Annotated in this window: 20 protein-coding genes; 8 read left to right on the plus strand and 12 right to left on the minus strand. The window is 49.4% G+C overall.

The window, feature by feature from the left end; all coding sequences use genetic code 11:
• The 6 genes from KB557_RS03500 to KB557_RS03525 all read right to left on the minus strand — a co-directional run.
• Window positions 1-498 (minus strand): transglutaminase N-terminal domain-containing protein (locus tag KB557_RS03500; RefSeq protein WP_315856184.1); only part of this gene is annotated, 498 nt, incomplete at its 3' end.
• Window positions 489-1,439, minus strand: a complete 951-nt coding sequence (locus KB557_RS03505) for an alpha-E domain-containing protein (protein WP_255131422.1) — start codon at window positions 1,437-1,439, stop codon at window positions 489-491. The genes KB557_RS03505 and KB557_RS03500, both read right to left, overlap by 10 nt.
• Complete coding sequence (locus KB557_RS03510) at window positions 1,424-2,863, minus strand: circularly permuted type 2 ATP-grasp protein (protein WP_255131424.1); 1,440 nt, start codon at window positions 2,861-2,863, stop codon at window positions 1,424-1,426. Before KB557_RS03510 ends, KB557_RS03505 begins: the two co-directional genes overlap by 16 nt.
• 146 nt (window positions 2,864-3,009) lie before the next feature.
• Window positions 3,010-4,719: an urease subunit alpha gene (gene ureC / locus KB557_RS03515; RefSeq protein WP_255131425.1), complete on the minus strand. Its 1,710-nt coding sequence runs from the start codon at window positions 4,717-4,719 to the stop codon at window positions 3,010-3,012.
• Window positions 4,719-5,039: an urease subunit beta gene (locus KB557_RS03520; protein ID WP_255131427.1), complete on the minus strand. Its 321-nt coding sequence runs from the start codon at window positions 5,037-5,039 to the stop codon at window positions 4,719-4,721. The genes ureC and KB557_RS03520 overlap by 1 nt, the downstream gene beginning before the upstream one ends.
• Window positions 5,036-5,338: an urease subunit gamma gene (locus KB557_RS03525; RefSeq protein ID WP_255131428.1), complete on the minus strand. Its 303-nt coding sequence runs from the start codon at window positions 5,336-5,338 to the stop codon at window positions 5,036-5,038. Before KB557_RS03525 ends, KB557_RS03520 begins: the two co-directional genes overlap by 4 nt.
• 30 nt (window positions 5,339-5,368) lie before the next feature.
• Here KB557_RS03525 and KB557_RS03530 point away from each other — a divergent pair, with 30 nt between their 5' ends.
• Window positions 5,369-6,268, plus strand: a complete 900-nt coding sequence (locus KB557_RS03530; protein WP_255131430.1) for an AEC family transporter — start codon at window positions 5,369-5,371, stop codon at window positions 6,266-6,268.
• Here KB557_RS03530 and KB557_RS03535 read toward each other — a convergent pair.
• Window positions 6,261-7,196, minus strand: a complete 936-nt coding sequence (locus KB557_RS03535) for an urease accessory protein UreD (protein WP_255131431.1) — start codon at window positions 7,194-7,196, stop codon at window positions 6,261-6,263. The genes KB557_RS03530 and KB557_RS03535 overlap by 8 nt on opposite strands.
• Between KB557_RS03535 and ureE the strand changes: the two genes are divergently transcribed.
• Window positions 7,175-7,666, plus strand: a complete 492-nt coding sequence (gene ureE, locus KB557_RS03540; protein WP_255131432.1) for an urease accessory protein UreE — start codon at window positions 7,175-7,177, stop codon at window positions 7,664-7,666. The genes KB557_RS03535 and ureE overlap by 22 nt on opposite strands.
• Window positions 7,663-8,319, plus strand: a complete 657-nt coding sequence (locus KB557_RS03545) for an urease accessory protein UreF (protein ID WP_255131433.1) — start codon at window positions 7,663-7,665, stop codon at window positions 8,317-8,319. Before ureE ends, KB557_RS03545 begins: the two co-directional genes overlap by 4 nt.
• 67 nt (window positions 8,320-8,386) lie before the next feature.
• On the opposite strand, the gene KB557_RS03550 is transcribed toward KB557_RS03545, so the two are convergent.
• From KB557_RS03550 to KB557_RS03570, 5 genes are read right to left on the minus strand one after another with little or no spacing between them, the layout of a single operon-like run.
• Window positions 8,387-9,190, minus strand: a complete 804-nt coding sequence (locus KB557_RS03550) for an ABC transporter permease (RefSeq protein WP_255131443.1) — start codon at window positions 9,188-9,190, stop codon at window positions 8,387-8,389.
• A gap of 5 nt (window positions 9,191-9,195) precedes the next feature.
• Window positions 9,196-9,984 carry an ABC-2 family transporter protein gene (locus tag KB557_RS03555; protein WP_255131434.1) on the minus strand — a complete coding sequence of 263 codons (789 nt, stop codon included), beginning with the start codon at window positions 9,982-9,984 and terminating at the stop codon, window positions 9,196-9,198.
• Window positions 9,981-10,964 carry an ATP-binding cassette domain-containing protein gene (locus KB557_RS03560; protein WP_399218605.1) on the minus strand — a complete coding sequence of 328 codons (984 nt, stop codon included), beginning with the start codon at window positions 10,962-10,964 and terminating at the stop codon, window positions 9,981-9,983. Before KB557_RS03560 ends, KB557_RS03555 begins: the two co-directional genes overlap by 4 nt.
• A complete protein-coding gene (locus KB557_RS03565) occupies window positions 10,961-11,254 on the minus strand; it encodes a DUF427 domain-containing protein (protein WP_255131435.1) in 294 nt (97 codons plus the stop codon). Before KB557_RS03565 ends, KB557_RS03560 begins: the two co-directional genes overlap by 4 nt.
• A 32-nt stretch (window positions 11,255-11,286) precedes the next feature.
• Window positions 11,287-12,087 carry a sulfite exporter TauE/SafE family protein gene (locus KB557_RS03570; RefSeq protein WP_255131436.1) on the minus strand — a complete coding sequence of 267 codons (801 nt, stop codon included), beginning with the start codon at window positions 12,085-12,087 and terminating at the stop codon, window positions 11,287-11,289.
• A 43-nt stretch (window positions 12,088-12,130) separates the two neighbouring features.
• Here KB557_RS03570 and KB557_RS03575 point away from each other — a divergent pair, with 43 nt between their 5' ends.
• The 5 genes from KB557_RS03575 (at window position 12,131) to urtA (ending at window position 16,805) form a co-directional block, all read left to right on the plus strand.
• Window positions 12,131-13,015, plus strand: coding sequence for an ABC transporter permease (locus KB557_RS03575; RefSeq protein WP_255131437.1), 885 nt, complete (start codon window positions 12,131-12,133; stop codon window positions 13,013-13,015).
• Complete coding sequence (locus tag KB557_RS03580; protein WP_255131438.1) at window positions 13,012-13,794, plus strand: ABC transporter ATP-binding protein; 783 nt, start codon at window positions 13,012-13,014, stop codon at window positions 13,792-13,794. The genes KB557_RS03575 and KB557_RS03580 overlap by 4 nt, the downstream gene beginning before the upstream one ends.
• Window positions 13,795-13,815: 21 nt before the next feature.
• Window positions 13,816-14,823, plus strand: a complete 1,008-nt coding sequence (locus KB557_RS03585) for an ABC transporter substrate-binding protein (RefSeq protein WP_255131440.1) — start codon at window positions 13,816-13,818, stop codon at window positions 14,821-14,823.
• Window positions 14,820-15,422 (plus strand): urease accessory protein UreG, encoded by a 603-nt coding sequence (gene ureG, locus KB557_RS03590; protein ID WP_255131441.1) that lies wholly within the window; start codon window positions 14,820-14,822, stop codon window positions 15,420-15,422. The genes KB557_RS03585 and ureG overlap by 4 nt, the downstream gene beginning before the upstream one ends.
• Window positions 15,423-15,512: 90 nt before the next feature.
• Entirely contained in the window at window positions 15,513-16,805 is a 1,293-nt protein-coding gene (gene urtA, locus KB557_RS03595) for an urea ABC transporter substrate-binding protein (protein ID WP_255131442.1), read from the plus strand.
• The last annotated feature ends 199 nt before the right edge of the window (window positions 16,806-17,004 follow it).

Consider the following 17,004-nt stretch of genomic DNA (forward strand, 5'->3'; position numbering starts at 1 on the left):
GCCATTGTGGCGCTGGGTGTAGTTGACTCTTTCTTGAATCAACTCATGTAATTGCTGCAAGAAGCTGAGACAGCGTTGATCGCTTCCGATCGTTGCTTCTTGAGCAAGAGCGATGGCGGCTGGATCATGTTGCCCATTCGGTAGCCAGCCCTGCAGGTTGCTTACTAAATCTGCATTTAACTTTCCGATTGGGTAAGGCAATCTTGCTTCTTGTTCATCCAGGCACAGTTCAATTAAAGGTGGTGCTGATGTAATTACCTCAGATTCGGAAAGTATTTCAAGGCGATCTGTGTTGCCGATGAATTTCGCCCGAAGAATCTGATCGCCACCGGCGGCGAGTAATTCATATTTATGCCAAGGCTCTGGATTGAAACTAATTTTATGGCTAATCAGTTTTTGAAATCCGATCGTACGAGGCATTAAGCAAAGGCGATGGGCGCCAAGTTGCACCGGTTTTGAATAGGTATACGTGAAGCTATGGCTTAGTTTTATGTGCATTGGTTTGTAATAAAGTAGCGGGTTTCCAGCAGGCTATGGAGTTGATTGATTTGCAGTTGCAATTCATCAATCACCTGATGCAGGCCAAAATTAATTACCTCTCCCACCTGGGAGAAATTCCAGGTGGCTTGCAGGCGCCCTAAACTACGGCTTAGGGGATGGCCACTTTGCAGGAGTGGCTGTTGATCAATGCTTGCGATTGCTTCGGCAATGCCATTGAGGCAGTAGCGCACAGAGCGGGGGAAATCGGGATCAAGTAATAGAAATTCAGCAACTCCACTAGGGGTGATCGGTTGTTGGGTGTGTTGTCTATACATTTGATACGCGCTGGCGGATCGTAATAAAGCAATCCACTGCAGTTCGTCTAAGGCGCCACCAATATCTTGAGGGCTTGGCAGTAGCAAAAAATACTTCACATCAAGAATTCTTGCTGTCTTTTCAGCCCGTTCAATCAATCTGCCTAAGTTTGCAAATTGCCAGCTGATATCCCTACGCATACTTGAATCTGCAATGCCATAAAGCTGCTGACAACCCCTACGAATTAACTGCAATTGTTCCGGTAAGGCTTGCTGCCAAAAAGATTCCCCTGGTTGTAAATCAAGATGCAATGCATTTAATTCTTCAAAAAATTCATTAGGGATCACTTCACGGATTTGCCTTGCATTTTCTCGAGCGATTGCGATGCAATTACAGATTGCGTTTGGGTTTTGCGCTTGTGCCAGCAGAAACCATTCCACTGCTGCTGCCCCACCTGCAGGATGCAATTCTTCAAACAGGCTGCTCTCTGCGCATGCTTCGATAAGGGGTAGCCACACCGCATCACCATCTGCTGGTGAATCGAGCGCCATCGACATTCCAACGTCTAAAAATCGGGCCAGATTATCGGCCCTTTCCACATACCGGAAGATCCAGTAAAGCTGTTCTGCTACACGGCTGAGCATGAAACCACCCAGGTATCTTTACTACCCCCACCTTGGGAGGAATTCACCACGAGGGAACCTCGTTTAAGGGCTACTCGAGTGAGGCCTCCCGCTGTTACCCAGCTTTGTTTGCCCCTCAATATGTATGGCCTTAGATCCACATGGCAGGGGTAGAGCTCGCCTTCGCTTAGGGAGGGCACTGTTGAAAGTTGCAGGGTTGGCTGGGCGATGTAATTGCGAGGATTTGCTTGGATTAATTTGCTAAAACTTTCAATTTCCGCTGGGCTTGCATGGGGGCCGATCAACATTCCGTAACCGCCGGCTTCCGATACAGCTTTCACTACTAATTCAGGCAGGTGTTCTAATACATAGAGGCAGTCTTTTGGCCTTGCGCATAAAAAGGTGGTTACGTTTGGAATAATTGCTTCTTCGCCTAGGTAATAGCGAATCATTTGGGGCACGTAGGCATAAATCAATTTGTCGTCTGCAACTCCAGTGCCCGGTGCATTTGCGATCGCTACTTGGCCATCGCGGAAGGAACCCATCAGGCCTTTCACCCCAAGCATCGAATCACTACGAAAGCAATCGGGATCAAGGAAATCATCATCGATGCGCCTGTAGATCACATCAACTCGCTCTAATCCGTTGGTGCTTCGCATCCAAACTTTGTTGTCTTCACATAAAAGATCGGTGCCTTCCACCAATTGAATTCCCATCAATCGCGCTAGATAGCTATGCTCAAAGTAAGCACTATTATGAACACCAGGGGTTAGGAGTACCACTTGCGGACTATCTGTCCAAGGGGCCATCTCTTGAAGCGTTTGCAGCAGTTGTGATGCGTAGTTATCAATTGGAGTGATTCGTTGGCTTTGGAATAATCCACCAAAGAGTTGTTTCATCACACGGCGATTTTCTAAGAAATATGCAACTCCCGAGGGGCAGCGTAGGTTGTCTTCTAATACGCGCCAGGTGCCATCCCCATCACGTATAAGATCAAGGCCAGAAATGTGACACCATCTTGCAAGTGGCGGCACAACATCTTGCATTTGGGGTCGCCAGCCCTGGCTACTAAGAATGTCTTCTGCGGGGATAATACCGTCTTTAATTATTTTTTGTTCACCATAAATATCGCTAAGAAAAAGATCTATTGCCTCTAGGCGTTGAATTAGGCCCGCCTCTAGCACTGCCCAATCCTGTTGATCGATCAGGCGGGGCAGCGGGTCGAATGGCAGGATCCGCTCGCTTGCTTCCGAGTTGCTGTTGTATAGGCGGAAGGTGGCACCAAGCCTTTTTAATAGTTGTTCAGCAGCGCGATGGTTTTCGTTTAATTGCGGTAAGCCCAGGGCTCCTAGTTGGTCCATTAGGGCGCCCATCGCTTTGCGGGGCGTGTGGCTGGGGCTCATGTATTCATCAAAGCCGCCGATTGGAACGTAGCTTTCAAACATCGAGCTCACAATCAAGGCTTATCCCACCAACACCTTCTTAATTATTAAGCAGTTGCAAGGTGCCTTTTGCTACGGAATCACATATCTCCGGGTATTGGAGGGATTTATTTGTATAAAAAGTTACCGTTTTAGTTTTTATAATTTAGCTAAAGCAGAAAATAACGTTGGGCCATCGGTAATTCATCAGCTGGTTCGCAGCTGAGCAGTTCGCCATCGGCAAAAACCTCATAGGTTTCAGGATCCACTTCAATATTGGGCAAGCTGTTGTTGTTAAGCATTGCCGCTTTACCGATATCGCGGGTGTGTTGCACCGGTAGGCAAGGGCGTTCTAAACCCAGCTGGCGAGGTAGATCAGCATCAAGGGCCGCCTGGCTCATGAAGGTAAAACAGCTGGGGGCGAGAGCCCTGCCATAGGTGGCAAACATTGGCCGGCCGTGCACTGGCCCGGGGGTGGGAATTGAAGCGTTGGCGTCACCCATTTGGGCCCAAGCGATGCTGCCTGCTTTAAGGATTAGTTCCGGTTTTACCCCAAAAAATCCTGGTTTCCAGAGCACTAAATCAGCAAGCTTGCCCACCTCAACTGAACCCACTTGGCTGTTGATGCCATGGGCTATGGCAGGGTTAATAGTGAATTTTGCTATGTAGCGTTTAATCCGGTTGTTGTCGTTGCGGGAGCTATCGCCTGTTAGAGCACCCCGCTGCGCCTTCATTTTGTGGGCTGTTTGAAAGGTGCGGGTTATCACCTCCCCCACCCTGCCCATCGCTTGGGAATCGCTGGCAATGATTGAGAAAGCGCCAAGGTCGTGAAGGATGTCTTCTGCGGCGATTGTTTCGCGGCGAATTCGCGATTCTGCAAATGCCACATCCTCTGGTATGCCTGCATCTAGGTGGTGGCACACCATCAACATGTCGAGATGCTCTTCCAGGGTGTTGCGGGTGTAAGGCCTGGTGGGATTTGTGCTGCTTGGGAGCACGTTGGCTTGGCCGCAAATTTTGATGATGTCTGGGGCGTGGCCGCCCCCTGCCCCTTCGGTGTGGAAGGTGTGGATGGTGCGGCCAGCAATGGCGCGGATTGTGTCTTCTACAAAGCCGGCTTCATTCAAGGTGTCTGTGTGGATGCACACCTGCACATCAAAGCGATCGGCTACCCCTAGGCAGCAATCGATCGCACTAGGGGTGGTGCCCCAGTCTTCATGCAATTTGAGGCCGCAGGCCCCAGCTCGAATTTGCTCTTCTAAAGCCTCTGGAGTGCTGGCATTGCCTTTGCCAAAAAAGCCCAGATTCACCGGTAAACCTTCCGCTGCTTGGAGCATCCGGGCCAAGTGAAAAGCCCCTGGCGTGCAGGTGGTGGCATTGGTGCCGGTGGCAGGGCCTGTGCCGCCCCCCAACATCGTGGTAACTCCGCTTGCTAAAGCGGTTTCAATCTGCTGGGGACAGATGAAATGAATATGGGTATCTATGGCACCAGCGGTGAGGATATGGCCCTCGCCGGCGATTGCTTCGGTGCCAGGGCCGATCACGATATCGATGTTGTTACTGATATCTGGATTGCCGGCTTTACCGATGGCGCAAATGCGGCCATCTCTAATACCCACATCAGCTTTAACGATGCCCCACCAATCAAGGATTAGGGCATTTGTTATTACCGTATCTACAGCGCCAGCAGCGCGACTGCTCTGGCCTTGACCCATGCCATCACGAATAACTTTGCCGCCGCCAAATTTCACCTCATCGCCGTAAGAGGTGAAGTCTTTTTCCACCTCCAGGATCAAATTGGTGTCTGCCAGGCGCAACCGATCTCCAGTGGTGGGGCCATAGGTTTCGGCGTAGCTGCGGCGATCCATTTGATATGCCATTAGTTATCTCCATCGAGGTGGCCGTTTACTTGTGCGTTGAAACCCACTACGCGGCGAGCACCAACAAAGGGCACTAATTCCACTTCCCTTTTATCACCTGGTTCAAAACGAATCGCCGTACCGGCAGGGATATTTAGTCTTTTCCCTCGGGCGGCATCCCGATCGAATAACAAGGCAGCATTGGCTTCGGCAAAGTGAAAGTGAGATCCCACTTGAATCGGCCGATCGCCGCTATTTGCCACCATCAAGTTGGTTACAGGCCGGCCGGCATTTAGCTCAATAAAGCCTGGTTCTGGAAGTAATTCGCCGGGGATAATCATCGAATTGGTTGATGCACGGTTACGAGCTTGGTGCCATCGGGGAAGGTGGCTTCCATTTGCACTTCGTTAATTAATTCAGCTACTCCATCCATCACCTGTTCGCGTTTTAGCCAGGTGCTGCCTTCTTGCATCAGCGCCGCTACGGTTTTGCCATCCCGCGCCCCTTCCAAGATTTGAAAGCTGAGCCAGGCCACAGCTTCTGGGTGGTTGAGTTTTAAACCCCTCGCTAGGCGCCGTTCCACCAGTAATGCGGCGGTAACGATCAAAAGCTTGTCTTTTTCTTGTGGAGATAGGTGCATGGGCTGCAAACACTGTTGAAAGATTGAGCTGTGCTGAAACTTTTACTGGAACTAATACCCACTCTGGCCCTAGGGCTTGCTCTGGGTTTGCGTTATCCCCTACTGCCTGGGCGAATAGCACCACTTTTAGTGCGCTACGGCATTCCATTAGGTGTGGCGGCATTGCTGCTGCGCTCGGGTTTAAATCGCGATTTTTTACTTGCTGCCGCGTTAGCGCTTTTTTTAATTGCAAGCGTGATGCTGTTGCTGCATTTGCTGCCGCCACTGAGGCGTTTGCTGCCTAATGGCGCCTTGCAGCTTGGGGCAGCCACCGGCAATACCACCTATTTCGGCATTCCAGTGGCTTTGGCTCTGCTGCCACCTCCAGCCCTTGGTGCTGCGATTGCTTACGACCTCGCTGCCACATTGTTGAGCTGGACGCTGGGGCCACGGCTGCTGAAATCCAGCAGCGAGAGGCGCCGTTCCTTTCGCCGCGACCTTAGCCAAAGCCCTGCCACCCATGGATTTTTGCTTGCTTTTGCGCTGCAACTCACCCCTTGGCAAGAGCCCCTAGCAAGCCTGCTCTGGTGGCCCGCCCGTTTGGTGTTGTTGCTGGCTTTGCTTTTGGTGGGGATGCGAATAGGGGTGATGCAGCAGCAGGGTGAACTTGCAGAAGGTTTTAGCTGGCAGAGCTGGAGGAAATTAGCGCCGGCGTTATCAATCAAATTGCTGCTGTTGCCGTTGCTATTTGCGCTGATAACAACTTGGCTTGGCTTACCTGGTTTAGTTGCGGATGCTTTGGTGTTGCAGGCGGCAGCCCCCACGGCGATTTCAGTGTTGTTGATGGCGGAAGCGGCGGGGGAAGGGATAAATGATGCGGCGGGTTTGGTATTAATCAGCACAGCTATGGCGCTCGTAACCGTGCCGTTGTGGTGGTGGCTAATCAATTGAGATTTCTGCCGCATGGATTTTCTTGAATCGGCCATACCCTCGGTGGTGTGGGTGCAGCAAGGCAGCGCAATTCACGAATCAGCATCCAAAGGCGGCAAAACCAAAAGCGGGCCGCTTGGCTGGAAGGGCCTAGGTAACGGGCGATAAGCCCCTGCGGCAGCTGGCTGATTGCCATCTCTCCCTCCAGCTCAAGGCCGTCTTGGCGGGCCTGCAGTAGTAGTTGTTTGATTTCCTTTTGATCAAGCGGATTGGGCGCTGCCCACACGAGGCTGCCCAGCACTGGTTGCCCCTGAAGGCCATGGGCTGCATTTAAGGAATTGCACTCAATTTGCAGCCGATCTACTAATTCCCAGCGGACACCACTGCTTAAATGACGCCGTATCTCAAGGCTGCTGCGCCAGCAACCGCTACCCAAGGTTTCACCCCTTGCGGTGCGCCCCAACCGCACCACATCAATGCCGAGCCAGCTGGCATTTTCGGCGAGCTCTACCCGGTGCTGCTGCTGTAATAAGCCGCCCTCAAATACAACGGTTTCTTGAGGTAACCATTCGAGATCAGCGCCGGCGGCAAGCTTGCTTTGCAGCTTAATTTCAGCCCAACGGCCGTTTGGATCGAGGCGGGAGCGTCCCCTAGTGCCGTAGATCTTTTGAGCTGCCACGCTGGTAATTAGGGCGCAACTATTAGGGGCGAGTTCGAGCTTGATCGCTAGCTGATCTCCCCCCACCAGGCCGCCGGCAGTGTGCAGTAGCGGTAGTTCGCAACGGCCAGCGGCGCCGTTGAAAGGCCGCAAAAGCTTTAAAGGAGCAGTGGTGCCGCCTTGAAAGCTGGTGCAACCGAGGCCATTGAGCTGAAATTGCAAATCAGCAGTTCCACGCCAACCGCATGGATTTATGCCAGCTTGGCTTGATGCAAGAGGAACAGAAGCCACTGTTGTTGCAGCAACGTTGCGATGCCGGCTTAAATGTTGAATCTATTGGGGTGTTACTGCAATTACCACTAACCGCTGCTGAACGGCAGGTGAGCCGTGGTTTGCGCCGCTGTAGCTGCGGCAGGGAGGTGTTGTTGCAATTGCCAAGGGGGGGATATCTGCAGCCTGGCGAAGGCTTGGCTGCAGAAGCGGGCATACCACTAGCGGTAGTGGTTGCAGCAAAAGAGCCGCTACTGGTGGTGTGCAGTGATGATCCGCTCAGCTTGCTGCAGGCGGCTTATCACCTTGGCAACCGCCATGTGGCATTAGAGGTGAAAGTTGATGAATTACGCCTATTAGCTGATCCTGTTTTGGCGCAAATGTTGCAACAACGGGGCCTGAAAGTTTCAGCTCTGCAGGCTGCTTTTTTGCCGGAAGTAGGGGCTTATCACAACACTGAGCAACATAATCATCAACATCAACATCGATGACATTGCCTTTGGCATTGCTGCAATTGGTGAGCCCCGCATTACCTGTGGGGGGTTTTGGTTATTCGGAAGGTTTAGAGGTGTTGTTGCACAAAGGAGAATTAAATGAGATTGCTAGCCTTAAAAGTTGGCTGGAAGCCGAACTGCAAACAGGGTTATTAAGGGTGGAAGCAGCAGCGCTTGCGCCTTTGCAGCAGGCCATTATTTGCAATGATGCGCCAGCTTTATTTGAGTTAAATGGCTGGCTGTTAGCCCAACGTGATGCAGTTGAAATGCGGGCTCAGCAGTTGCAGATGGGGCAATCTCTTTTGCAATTATTAGCGGTGATGGGTTGGCCATTATCAATGCAAAAACCTGAATTTGGCTGGACTGCTGCATGGGCATGGGCGGGGTGTTGTTTTGATGTGCCAGGCGATGATTTATTAGAGGCTTATTTATATAATTGGGTGGCAAATCAAATCAGTGCAGCAGTGCGTTTAGTGCCCTTTGGTGCCAGCTCAAGCCAGTGCTTACAGCTGCAATTAGCACCACTAATAAGCGCTCAATCTATATTTTTATGGCGTAAAGATCCACGCTCAATGTTCAGCGCAGGGGTGGGGGCAGGTCTCGCTCAATTGCAGCATGGCGGCTTGTATTCAAAGTTATTTAGGAGTTAATTATTCAAGGTTTGGCTGGCATGGCGGAAGGGCTGCTGGCACCATCGGCCTGTTATTTTCAAATTTATTAACTAGAGGCAGAGGTATAAAAGCGTTGTGCATAATTCCATAATAAGCGGCTGCCGGTTAAACAAATTCCTGCAACACCTAAAGCAGCGATTGCCCAAATACTTGAGCTTTTGCCAAGTAGCGCTTCTGCCGGAATAGTTGTAAGAAATGCCACCGGTAATACAAAAGTAAAAATTAACCTAAGCGCAGGGGGGTATGCACTTACGGGATATCTTCCTGCCACTAAAGTATACCTTAAAACTTCAGTGGCATTCCACACTTTGATAAACCAAATACTTAGTGCTGCTAATACAAACCAAAGGCTATAAAGTATTGCCAAAGAAGCTATAAGTAGTGCTGCGGCAAGTAGCAAAGCGCCACTGGAGGGCAGGCCGTAGTTAATACTTGAACTTGGCTTAAATAGTGCCCAGCAAATTAGGCAAAAGCCAACAATAATTCCAGGCAACCCCCAGGGGGATACCGTGCGGGTTGAAAGCCAAAATTGGCTATCTATTGGTTTTAGTAATACATAATCAAGGGTGCCAGTTTGAATATGATTCACAATACGGCTCAAATTTGGTTGCAATACGCAAGTTGTAAAGCCATCTAAAATTGTATATAAGCCCAATACTATTAATGAGCCATTCCAGCTCCAGCCCCCAAGTGCAACTCCGTTGCCAAATAAAAGCTTCAGCACAAATATACTGCCAGCTAAATTGCCCAGCACAGATAACAATTCAACCCAAGCATTAAGCGGGTATTCAAATTCAGCTGCAATAGAACTACTCCAGAAGCAACATAAACTGTGCCAATAGCGTTTTATTTCCTTCATGCTCCCATCGCAGAGTAACGCCGCAGGCCTGCCCGCCACAGCAGATGACAAATCGGCAATAATAATAAACACCAAGCAGTGATTGCAGCAAAACCAAGCGCAATATTCACCGGTTCACCTGCTATTAGCCTTGCAGGAAAATCAATCATCCAGGGGAAGGGAGTTGCCATCGCAAGCCGCTTTACTGCAGGTGGGAAGGTATCGATGGGCGCCACAATGCCTGAAAGAAACATATATGGAATCATGAGTAAACGATCAATTGCAGCAGCTTTTTCACTCCAAAAGCAGAAAGTGGTTAATACAAGTTGGAGTAGGAATCTAAGTAAAAATGCAGCCATAATCGCAATAAATCCAAAAAATATTGCCCCTGCTGATGGCAACCAAATTAAGCCAGGTGCCGCTATTCCTAGCAGCACGAGTAGCACTGCAACAATAGGGATACGAGAGGCTTGCTCACTTAAATGTGCGGTGAGATAGCGCCATAAAGGAGATATTGGCTGCAGTAAAAATGGCGATAATCTGCCTTGTAGAGCATCTTCTTCAAACACATTTATCAACCACACCACCGTAAATTGCCGCACTACAAAAGCAGCAAGAAAATAGCGACTCAGCTGCTGCGCTGATATGCCCGCAGCAGTAGCTGCGCCCGAGCCGCTCCATACCCCAAGCATTATTAAAGGCAATACCCCTGAAAGTGCCCAGAGGATAATTTCTGCTCGATATTCCAGCATTAGGGCGTATTGGCTTGTTATCAGCGCCCGTGCCACCCGCCAAGCCCATTTCATAATTTATCTCTAGTGCGGAATAAACCGCCAATCAATTCTTCTATAGGCGGGGCACTCACTTCTAGATCCACCACTTCAAAGCGATTTAGTAGTGCTGCTACCCGTTCTGATAGTTCAGCGCGAGGTATTAAAAGCTGCACCTGATGGCCCTTTAGGGAGTGAATATCGCCGTAGCCGCAGAAATCCTCAACGCTGTGAATTTCACTTAGTTCCATCCGCACCTGGCTGCAGGGGGCAAGTTTTTGGGTGAGCTCGCTTAAAGAACCGTCGTGAAATAGTTCACCTTGATGAATTAATAACACCCTTGGGCATAGGGTGGTTATATCGCCCATGTAATGGCTTGTGAGCAGCATTGTTGCCCCTGTTCGTTTGTTGTAATCAGCAAGGAATTCCCTCACCCGCACCTGGGCATTTACATCTAAGCCCAGGGTTGGTTCATCAAGAAATAACACTGCAGGTTGATGTAGTAACGCTGCTAATAATTCCGTTTTCATGCGTTGGCCCAGCGATAATTTGCGCAGTGGCCTTAGCAGCTCTTCGCCAAGCTCTAACATTTCGGCAAGTTCATTTATACGGCGCTGCGCTTCTTTTTCTGGGATACCGTAAACAGCTGCGTTAACTTTTAATGAATCAAGAGCTGGAAGATCCCACAGCAATTGTTGTCTATTACCCATCACCAGGGTGATCTGGCGTAAAAATCGTGCTTTACGTTGCCATGGTTTGTGGCCAGCTACTGAAAGTTCGCCACTACTTGGATGAATTAAACCGGTGAGCATTTTTAATGTTGTTGTTTTTCCTGCCCCATTTGGGCCAAGAAAACCAACAATTTCACCGGGTTCTATAGAAAAAGAAACTTGATTTACCGCTGTTATCTCGCGGTGTTTACGTTGCAGCAAATGTCGCAATGTTCCAGCTAAACCAGGCTGCTTTTCGCTAATTCGATAGATCTTACTTAACTCTTTCGCATTAATAATGCTCACTCGCTAGCGCTCACCTTTACGCCTTTCCAAAAGGCCACCCTGCCTTTGATTTCAGCTGCGGCTTCCTTTGGTTCGGGGTAATACCAAGCAGCATTCTCATTCACCTCACCATCAACTACCACGTTGTAATAGTGAGCTTCTCCTTTCCAGCCGCATACGCTGCGGTGGCTGGAGGCCTGAAAGCAGTTTTCAACTAACGCAGCAGCAGGGAAATAAGCATTGCCATCAACGCTGATGGTGCTATCACTGCTGGCAATAAGGCGACCTTTCCAGCGGGCTTCTGTTGCCATTGGCAAATTTGATTTCAAGCCATGTTCTAGCGCTAAGCCAGTAGGCCTGGATTAAGCCGCCATAGGAAACTGCCAGCTTCCACACACACCACCACAATTAGAGATCGAAATATCCATTGATTAGCTTGGGGGCCTAGAGCAATCTTCGCTGCTACATTTGCCCCCACCATGCTGGAAAGAGCTAAGGGAAGCGCCCATAACCAATTGATATCACCGCGCAATCCAAATATCAACAAAGCTATAAGGCTGGAGCTTAACCTCACAAAACATTTTAGAATATTTGCCGTTTTTAATGGAATCTTGCCCGCCAGCACAAGTACTAGCAAAGTCATCACACCAGAACCTAGAGATATAAATCCTGCCCATATACCTGTAAGGGTCATTAGGCTATAAAATAAAAAGCCGAGTTTGGGCTCTATGTTTTCATTTTCTATTGCTGGTTCTTGCAGTAATTGAGTTGGCTTTGTTATTAATATAATTAATACAAATATCAATGAAATTGCAACAGCAAGTGTTATCCATTCATCTGCTAAAGCCGTTGCGCCTAAGGCGCCAATGCTGGCGCCAAGCACCATTGGCAATGTTGCTTTTAAGGTGAGTTTCCAAGGGATTGCCCCCGCCTGTTGAAAACGCCAGGTGGCAGTTGCCAATCCCGCCACTGCTGCTAAACGATTGGTGCCATTGGCGATTCCTGGGCTAAGGCCCAATCTAATCATCGTTGGCAAGGTAACTGTTGCACCACTGGCTGCAATTGTGTTGATAAAGCCCCCCGCGAGGCCGCAGGCAATCAATGCCGCCAGGGTGATTGGTTCGATAGCAGCGAAATCAGGCAATTCCAGTTAGTGGCAGCAGAATGGTGGCTTGAATCTGAAGGCGATGTTTTCTATTTGGCTTGGGGCTTACAACCAGGGTCTTGCCTATGCCGGTTTAGCCCTTGGCGTTTATTTAACTCTGCGGGTGCTCAATTTTGCAGACATCACAGTAGATGGCTCTTTTGCGCTCGGTGGCGGCATGGCAGCAGTACTCATCACAAATGGCCTGAATCCTGCGCTTGCCTTACTAGCTGCAGTGCTTAGTGGTGCCCTAGCTGGTTGCGTTACTGCACTAATTCACACGCGCCTCGGCGTTAACGATTTATTTGCCGGCATCCTCACCAGTACAGGGCTCTATTCGATAACCCTGCGTTTGATGGGCCGCTCCAATATCCCTTTGATCAATCTCGATCTAGGCCTTGATCCTCTGCCTGATATGGGTAGTGGTGGTGATGGCGACTGGGCGATTGCCCTCAGCTTGGTGGTTATCGGCTTAGTTGGATTACTTGCTCTATTGCTTGCAACCGATTTAGGCCTAGCGCTCAGGGCCCTTGGCAATAACCCCACCATGGCCCGCGCCAATGCAGTTAGTGGAGCTGCCGGCCTCACCTTGGGGATTGCAATCGCAAATGGATTTGTTGCATTAGCAGGTGCCTTAGTTGCTTATTACCAGGGTTTTGCTGATGTAACTATGGGCTTTGGTTCCTTAATCCTTGGTCTTGGGGCTGTGATCGTTGGTGAATCGGTATGTAGACCCCGTTCAATTCCGATGGCTCTTTTTGCAGTGGTGATTGGATCGATTTTGTTCCGCTTCATGATTGCGCTTGCTTTGCAAGTTGGCCTCGAGCCTGTGGATTTAAAGCTCGTTACAGCGCTACTGCTTCTTGCAGCATTGGCACTTGGTAGGTTGCGATTGCCGGGTCTTGCAAATGCAGGTAAGCGTTTATGAGTTTGCAGATCGAAGGCCTTTGCTGGGGTCATAGCCAGCCAGGTGGCAGTTGGCGACAGCTGTTTAAGGATTTCAAGCTCGAATGCCCCCCCGCTCAATTTTTGGTATTAATCGGCAGCAATGGATCAGGAAAGTCCACATTGCTAAATCTCATAGCTGGCAGCCTCACATTGCAGGCCGGCAGTTTGCGGTTAAATAGCAGACCCTTGCAACACTTAAAGGATTACCGCAGAGCCCGCTGGATTGGTCGGGTAATGCAAAACCCCCTCGATGGCACCGCGCCGGGTCTCACGATTGCTGAAAATTTACGGCTTGCTGAATCAAGGCGCCGTTCACCGTTTAGGTGGCAAGGTCTTTTAGGTATTCGCCCAAACAAACTTGATGTGCTTCGTTTCCAAGAGCTATTGGAAAGCCTTGAGGTGCCCCTTGCCGATCGCATAAATACACCCGTGGGCCAATTATCCGGAGGCCAACGGCAAACGATCAGCCTTGTAATGGCCACTTTGGCGGAACCTGAACTATTGCTGCTCGATGAGCACACTGCAGCCTTGGATCCAAAGGCGGAAGCGCGGGTGATGCAACTCACAGAACGTTTAGTGCGCCAACTCCGCACCACCACCTTGATGGTTACCCACAGCTTGGAACAAGCCTTAAACCACGGCGATCGCTTGCTAATGCTCCATGAAGGTTCGGTGCGGGGGGATTGGAGTGGCGCCGAAAAAGCAGATTTAAGCCACACAAACTTGCGAGAGCTCTATGGCAGCGCCAAAGTGAGCTAATCAAGTGCCGATTAATTACTGATGGAACGGCGTACTTTTCTTGGTTTAGCGGGTGTTGGCCTTAGCGGCACGGCATTGCTTGCGGCTTGCTCAAAACTTGGCGCCGATAAAAAAGTAAAAGGCCCCACCATCGGCATGCTGCAGTTTGTTGATGCTGCCCCGCCAAATTCTGTGCGCAAGGGATTTATGGCAGCCCTTGCTAAAGCTGGTTATGCGGAAGGTGAATCCTTAAATGTGATCCAAAAAGATGCCGCCGGCGAATTAGCAAACACCACCTTGGTGGCAAAACAATTTGTTGGCGTACCGGTGGATTTGTTCTTAGCAATTGGAACGCCACCTTTGCAGGCAGCGATGCAGGTGGCACCGGCTTCAATTCCTGTGGTGTTTTGCTATTGCTCAAATCCATGGGGGGCAGGGGCTGGAACACCTCCCGGCAAGGTGGGCCAACACAAGCCAAATGTGGTGGGCACCGTTGGCACAAATCCGGTGGGGGAGGAGTTGGATTTAGCTCGTGAAGTGGATCCAAATTTGAGCAGCGTTGGCTTGATCTACAACCCAGGCGAACCAAATTCCGAATTTGAGGCCAAGTTGCTAGCGCAGGAAGCGGCCCGTCGTGGGATCAAGCTGGAAAGCCAAGCGGTAGCAAATTCAGGTGAAGTGTTACAGGCGGCTCAAGCACTTGCTGCAAAGAAAATCGGTGCCTTTGTGAAAATTGGCGACTACGCCACGATTCAAGCTTTCAGCTCGATTTGCAAAGTGGGCCTTGAAAACAAGATCCCTGTGTATTCAGTTGATCCCCCAGATATCGATCTGCCCGGCTGTTTAGGGGTGATCGGTTGGAGTTATTACGCGGATGGATTTGCAGCAGGCGAAATGGCTGTGCGAATCCTTAAAGGTGAATCGCCGGCTGGGATGAACTTTGAACCACTCACTAAAACCGAACTGCTACTAAATAAAAATACAGCAAAAGCAATTGGAGTAACCCTGCCAGAGGCATCGCTAAAACGTGCAAATAAAGTAGTTGGATGAGTCGACTACGGGTAGGTATAGCTGGGCCCGTGGGCTGCGGTAAAACTGCTTTGGTGGAGGCTTTATGCCGCAGCTTGCGGGATCGCCTCCAACTTGCTGTTGTAACTAACGACATCTACACCCAAGAGGATGCTCAATTTCTCACCCGGGTTGGTGCATTAGCACCAGAAAGAATTCGCGGGGTGGAAACCGGTGGTTGCCCCCACACCGCAATTCGGGAGGATTGTTCCATCAATCGAGCGGCGGTGGAGGAGTTAGAAACTGCTTTTCCGCGCTTGGATTTGGTACTTGTGGAAAGCGGTGGCGATAACCTGGCGGCCAGTTTTAGCCCTGAACTTGTAGATCTCTGTATCTATGTAATCGATGTGGCCGCTGGCGACAAGATTCCCCGCAAAGGGGGCCCAGGGATTACACGATCTGATCTATTAGTAATCAATAAGATCGATCTTGCCGCCATGGTGGGAGCTGATCTTGCCTTGATGGCCAGCGACACTAAACGCATGCGTGGGGAGCGTCCTTGGTGTTTTACCAACCTAAAAACAGGCGAGGGTTTGCAGCAAGTGGAGCAATTTTTGTTGCAACAGCTACCAAGTAGCTAAAAAAGTTTCAACCACTACAACCAAGTATTTCTTCTACCCATAAATTCCCAATATGCCGCTGCATCGCGGATCAAAACTTGGAGTTTTTGCATGGCCCCCATTCGTTCAAACAAGCTTTTCATTCGAGCCATCAGTGGCACCACTGCTATAGCTGCAAGCCTTTCAATAGTGGCTTGCAGTGGTGAGAAAAAGGCTGATGGCGGATTTGATGGTGAAGTGAAGGTGGGTATCTTGCATTCCCGCAGTGGCACCATGGCTATCTCTGAAAACACTGTGGCCGAAGCCGAATTAATGGCTATCGATGAGATCAATGCCAAGGGCGGTGTTGTTATCGATGGTAAAAAGTTAAAAATCGTACCTGTAGAGGAAGACGGCGCCTCAGATTGGCCAACTTTTGCCGAGAAATCTAAGAAACTTATCGATTCAGATAAGGTAGCTGTTGTGTTTGGTGGTTGGACCTCCGCCAGCCGTAAGGCGATGCTGCCTGTTTACGAAGCAAAGGATCATTTCCTCTTTTATCCAATTCAATATGAAGGCCAGGAATGCTCTAAAAATATCTTCTACAGCGGCGCCACTCCAAATCAGCAGGCTGAACCAGCAGTGGATTGGCTTCTTAAAAATAAAGGCAAAGACTTTTTCTTAGTTGGTTCTGATTACGTGTATCCCCGCACGGCTAACACGATCATGAAGGAGCAACTTAAGGCTAAGGGTGGAAAGTTAGTGGGTGAAGATTACCTACCCCTTGGCAATACTGAAGTGGCACCGATCATTGCTAAGATCAAGCAGGCTCTACCTAATGGTGGTGTGATTGTTAACACCTTAAATGGTGATAGCAATGTAGCTTTCTTTAAGCAGATGAAAGCTGCTGGAATCACCCCTGCTAATAAATACTCAATCATGAGCTTCTCAATTGCAGAAGAGGAGATCGCTGCTATCGGCCCGGAATATTTAGAAGGCACCTATGCCGCCTGGAATTACTTCCAGAGCCTAGATACACCAGCATCTAAAAAATTCACTGCAGACTTTAAGGCTAAATATGGCGACAAGCGGGTAACAAACGATCCGGCAGAAGCCGCCTACATGATGGTTTACCTATGGGCTGCTGCTGCTGAAAAGGCAAATAGTGTAGATGATAATAAGGTGCGAGAAGCACTAATTGGAGTGAGCTTTGATGCCCCAGAAGGCAAGGTAACAGTGCAGCCTAATCATCATGTAGATAAACTTGTATTGATCGGTGAAGTTCAGAAAGATGGTATGTTTAAAATCTTAGAAAATCAAGGCTTCAAGAAACCTGTAGCTTGGAATCAATATGTTCCTGAAACTAAGGGTTACACCTGCGACTGGACTCAAAAGCGCCCTGATGCTGGCAAGTATAAAATGTGATTTTTTGATCTGAAATTGATCTGCAAACTGGGGGGCATTCGCCCCTCAGTTTTTTAGTTATTATTTATTTTTTTAAATTGTGGTTGCATGAGTTTATTTCTTGACACATTGTTTAATGGTTTAGCAATTGGTTCAGTTTTAGTTTTAGCAGCACTTGGTTTGGCTGTGGTGTTTGGTTTGATGGGTGTGATAAACATGG

Source organism: Synechococcus sp. Cruz CV12-2-Slac-r, assembly GCF_024346075.1.
Classification (GTDB): Bacteria; Cyanobacteriota; Cyanobacteriia; order PCC-6307; family Cyanobiaceae; genus Synechococcus_D.